The organism is Parafannyhessea sp. (genome assembly GCF_051876455.1).
Classification (GTDB): domain Bacteria; phylum Actinomycetota; class Coriobacteriia; order Coriobacteriales; family Atopobiaceae; genus Parafannyhessea.
In genome coordinates, this window is the sequence record NZ_JBJEHW010000021.1 from 1 (window position 1) to 4,013 (window position 4,013).

The window sequence follows — 4,013 nt, forward strand, 5'->3', positions numbered from 1 at the left end:
GCTACAGCGCGAGCTGCTCCTTGAAGGCGGCCCACAGCTTGTGCGAGCCCTCCGAGGTGGGATGGCACTGGTCGGAGTTGTAGTCGGCCGTGTAGAGTGCGAGCGTGTTGAGGAAGGACGCGTGCACGTAGCCCTTGAGCCTGCAGAGGGACGTCAGGACCTGGTTGACGCGCTGCATGCTGAAGTTGTTGGTGGCGTCCGTGCGCGCGTTGTTGGGCGGGGACACCACGATGAGGAGCTTGCACTTGGCTGCCGCCGCGGCGAGGCCGATCTCCGCGTCCGCCGAGAACTCCACCTCCGTGCGGCGCGAGGCGTCGTTGGTGCCGAGCATGACCACGATCACGTCCGCGCCGTCGCCCAGCCAGGAGGACGGGTCCTCGGCAAGGTACTGCATCCTGAAGCCGGAGACGCCGGCGTTCACGAAGCTGGTGACGCCGTGCTGCAGCGCGAACGCGCGGAAGTCGTTGGTCCAGCAGCCCACGGTGGTTGCGGTCTCCTTGTAGGCTCCCTCCTTCCCGCTGTAGACCGTGACGTTGGTGTCGGACGGCGTACCGTAGCCGTCGCACCCGTAACCTGCGGTGATGCTGTCGCCTATGACGCGGATGGAGTGCACCTCGCCCTCCTCGAACATGTCCTCGAACTTGTCGCTCACGATGAGTTTCGCGGCTGCCTGCCCCGAAGCGGAGCCGTCCACGGAACCCGTGCCATCCTGAGCGGCCGACACCGAGGAGCCAGAGTCGTCCTTGTTGCCACCGTCGTCTTCCAGCGTGTCCGGGTGGGCATCCTTGGTCGCGGCGGGCGCCGGCTTGGGCTGCTCGGGATAGTGGAGGATGCCCGCCTCGCCCAGGCCCACAATCAGCGCGCAGATGCCGAGTGCGACCGCGAGCGTCACGAGGGTGCGCCGCACGGGATGCTGGCCGTACGCCGTGGCCTTCTGAGGCTTGGCCCCATGACCGCGCGCCTTGCCCGGCTCCACGCTCCTCTTGCCCATGTGCTTGGCCACTGTGCGGACCCTCCCCCGTCGCGATGCTACTCGCACGATTCTAGCAGGCCTTGGCGAAGTGTCCGCTTGGGACGCGCGCGGGATGTGCACGGCGTTGGCACCCGCGCAGGCAGCCGCAAGCCGCTAGCGAAGCCCGTACTTTGCAACGACGCGCCTGATGGCACGGCCCCACGGCAGCCAGATCGCCGCAAGGAAGCCCACCGTGGCTACAGAGTGCGTCACGTCGAGCGGGAGGCCCAGCGCAAAGGCGGTCAGGACCGGTCCCCGCGCGAGCGGCCTCACGTAGCCCAACACGTACCAGCCGTTGAGCAGCAGGCCGTACAGGAGGCCGGAAGCAAAGCCATATGCGTAGAGCACCCAGCCGTGGCGAAATGCGCCCAGGTCCGCAAGCACGCCCGCAAGGTATCCCACAAGCCCCCACGCGTACATCTGCATGGGGGTCCAGGCGCCCTGCCCAAAGAAGAAGTTCGAGACCAGCGCCGCAATCGCCCCCACCATGAAGCCGCTCTGCCGGCCCAGCGTGGCCCCCGCCACGATGGCGATGGCCGAGACGGGCTTGACGTCGGGCACGGGCGCGAAGAGGATGCGCCCTGCCGCCGCCACGGCCCCGAGCGTGGCCGTGGGCATGATCTGGCGCAGCGCCGGCTTGGAGGCCTCGAAGCTCGCGAAGAAGAGCGCAAGGCAGAGCATTGTGACGAGAAGGACGAGGCCTCCGGTGGCGGAAAGCCCAAGGTAGGCGCAAAGCCCGGCCACCGCAGGCACCGCGACGAGCGCCGGCAGCTCGAGCGCGCGCAGGACGCGGGCAAGGGTGCCGGGGGCCGGTGTCCCGGGGGTCGTGGGCTCGGACGGCTGCCGGCTTGTGGCTGTCTGCTGGGTTGCCTGCGCCTGCCGCGCCTCCTGCCGGCTCATGCGTGCCACACCCAAGACTCGTCAAAGAACTGCCCCGCGGGCTGCGTGAGCGCCACCTGCCCGTCGAACAGGAGCGAGCAGGCATCCGCGACCGCACGGGCAAACGCCACGTCGTGCGTGGAGAGAAGGACGGTGGCACCACGCGCCGCCGCCTGCCGCACGTGCGTAGCCACGAGTCCGCGGGCCGCGTTGTCGAGCCCCTTGGTGGGCTCGTCCAGGAGCAGGAGCCGCGGGCGCGTGAGCAGCAGCTTTGCGAGGGCCAGCAGCTGCTGCTGGCCGCCGGAGAGGTCGTACGGGTGTCGGTCGAGCGCACCCGCCAGCCCAAACGACGTCGCGAGCTCCACCATCTGCCCGCGCGTGTAGCCCGCGGAACCGCTCCACTCCATCAGTTCCTCGCCCGCGCTCGGCTGCGAGAGCAGCGCCTTGGGCGACTGCGGCAGCAGCGCCTGCGAGCCGGAAAGCGCGTTGGACACGCGGCCGCGCTGCAGGCGCAGCATGCCGGCAACCGCCATGATGAGCGTGGACTTGCCGGACCCGTTGCCACCCACGAGGGCACGCACCTCTCCCCTGCGGAGCTCGAGGTCGCAGCCGCGCAGCACCCACGGGGCCTCGCGCTCGTAGCGCAGCCAGGCGCCGGACACGCGCACGACGCGCTCGCCCGGCTCCGGCCTTGCGGCGGACGCCTCTGCCGTCGCGCCGCCCCGGGCCAGGAGGTCGGGCTCCCCGGACAGCGACTCGAGCGGCACCTGGCGGGGGCGGCCGTCCTCCATCGCAAACGCCATGCTCGCGAAGTCGAGCATGGGGCCGGGGTTGTGCGTCGCCACGACGACGGTGCAGCCGAGCTCGCGGTTGACCCTAAAGAGAAGCGATAGGAAGCTCTTCTCGGCCACAGGGTCGAGCATGGACGTGGGCTCGTCCAGAAGCAGGAGCCGCGGGCGCATGCAGAGTACGGAAGCCAGGGCCAAGAGCTGGCGCTGCCCGCCGGAAAGGCTCGCGCAGCGCCTGTGGAACCAGGGCTCCATCCCAAAGAAGTAGCAGGTCTCGGCCACGCGGCGACGCATCTGGTCCTGTGGGACACCCAGGTTCTCCAAACCAAACGCAAGCTCGTGCCACACGCTGTCGCACACAATCTGACTGTCCGGGCTCTGGAACACGAAGCCCACGAGCCCGGCGGACTCGCGCGGGGAGAGCCCGCGCGAGTCGCGCCCGAGCACGCGGACGGTGCCCGCAAGCCCGCCCTCGGGACGGATCTCCGGCTTGCACAGGCGCAGGAGCGTGGTCTTGCCGGAGCCCGTACCCCCCACGAGCAGCGCAAACGCGCCCTGCGGCACACTCAGGTCCGCATGGTCGAGCACGAGGGGCGCACCCCCTGCGGGCTCGGGCGCCCCCTCGGGCACCGCGTACGAGAAGGACACGCCCTCCAGCTCGAGGGCAGGCTCGGACGTGAGGCGCGCGTCCTTCTCGCCCGCGCCAGTGGCCTCATCTGTTTTCGACACTGCCCAGCCTCCCCTCTTTGAGCCGCAAGACAAGTGTAAGCGCCGTGGGCAGGAGCGCCAGCAGCGCAAACGGAACGTAGCCCCACCACGGGCGGAGCGCCGGCATGGTGGGATAGAAGTGCCACTCCGCCTGCGCCACGCTCGCAGCGAGCGCGGACGCGAACACGAGGAGCCCCACCGCCACGGCGGCAGCCACGTCGCTTCCGCGCAGGGGCTCCAGGCGGTAGCCGGTGCGGTGGCCGCCCAGCTCCCAGCCGCGGGCGCGCATGGAGTCCGCCCGCTCGAGGGAGTCCTCCATCGCCCATGCCATAAGCACGGTCGACGCATGCACGCGCCCGCCCTTGCGCGAGGCTTGGGCGGACGTGCAGGCGCCGCGCGCGGACTCGACCACGCCAAAGCGACGCCGCAGCTGCGGCACCAGCTGGATCGCCATGCTCACCATGGTGGTCACCACGGGAAGCCTGGTGCCAGACAGCTCGAGCAGGCGGTCCTCCGTGAGCACGTGCGCCGCGTTGGCCACCCACTGCAGCATGGATACCAGGCTGGCTCCCATGCATAGGCCGTACGCGAGCGCCTCGAGCCGCACCGTGACGGGCCCCAGCGTG

At 70.1% G+C, this 4,013-nt stretch carries 4 protein-coding genes; all 4 read right to left on the reverse strand.

Annotated features, from left to right (window positions below):
• Nucleotide 1 precedes the first annotated feature (1 nt).
• Entirely contained in the window at nt 2–1,003 is a 1,002-nt protein-coding gene (locus ACI38Z_RS00850; RefSeq protein WP_439788301.1) for an SGNH/GDSL hydrolase family protein, read from the reverse strand.
• Between the two features lie 123 nt (nt 1,004–1,126).
• The gene (locus tag ACI38Z_RS00855) at nt 1,127–1,912 is read right to left on the reverse strand and encodes an ECF transporter S component (RefSeq protein WP_439788302.1); all 786 of its coding nucleotides are present in this window, start codon (nt 1,910–1,912) and stop codon (nt 1,127–1,129) included.
• Nucleotides 1,909–3,408 carry an ABC transporter ATP-binding protein gene (locus ACI38Z_RS00860; protein ID WP_439788303.1) on the reverse strand — a complete coding sequence of 500 codons (1,500 nt, stop codon included), beginning with the start codon at nt 3,406–3,408 and terminating at the stop codon, nt 1,909–1,911. The genes ACI38Z_RS00855 and ACI38Z_RS00860 overlap by 4 nt, the downstream gene beginning before the upstream one ends.
• Nucleotides 3,392–4,013, reverse strand: a 622-nt coding sequence (locus ACI38Z_RS00865; RefSeq protein WP_439788304.1) for an energy-coupling factor transporter transmembrane component T, incomplete at its 5' end; no start/stop codon positions are given. The genes ACI38Z_RS00865 and ACI38Z_RS00860, both read right to left, overlap by 17 nt.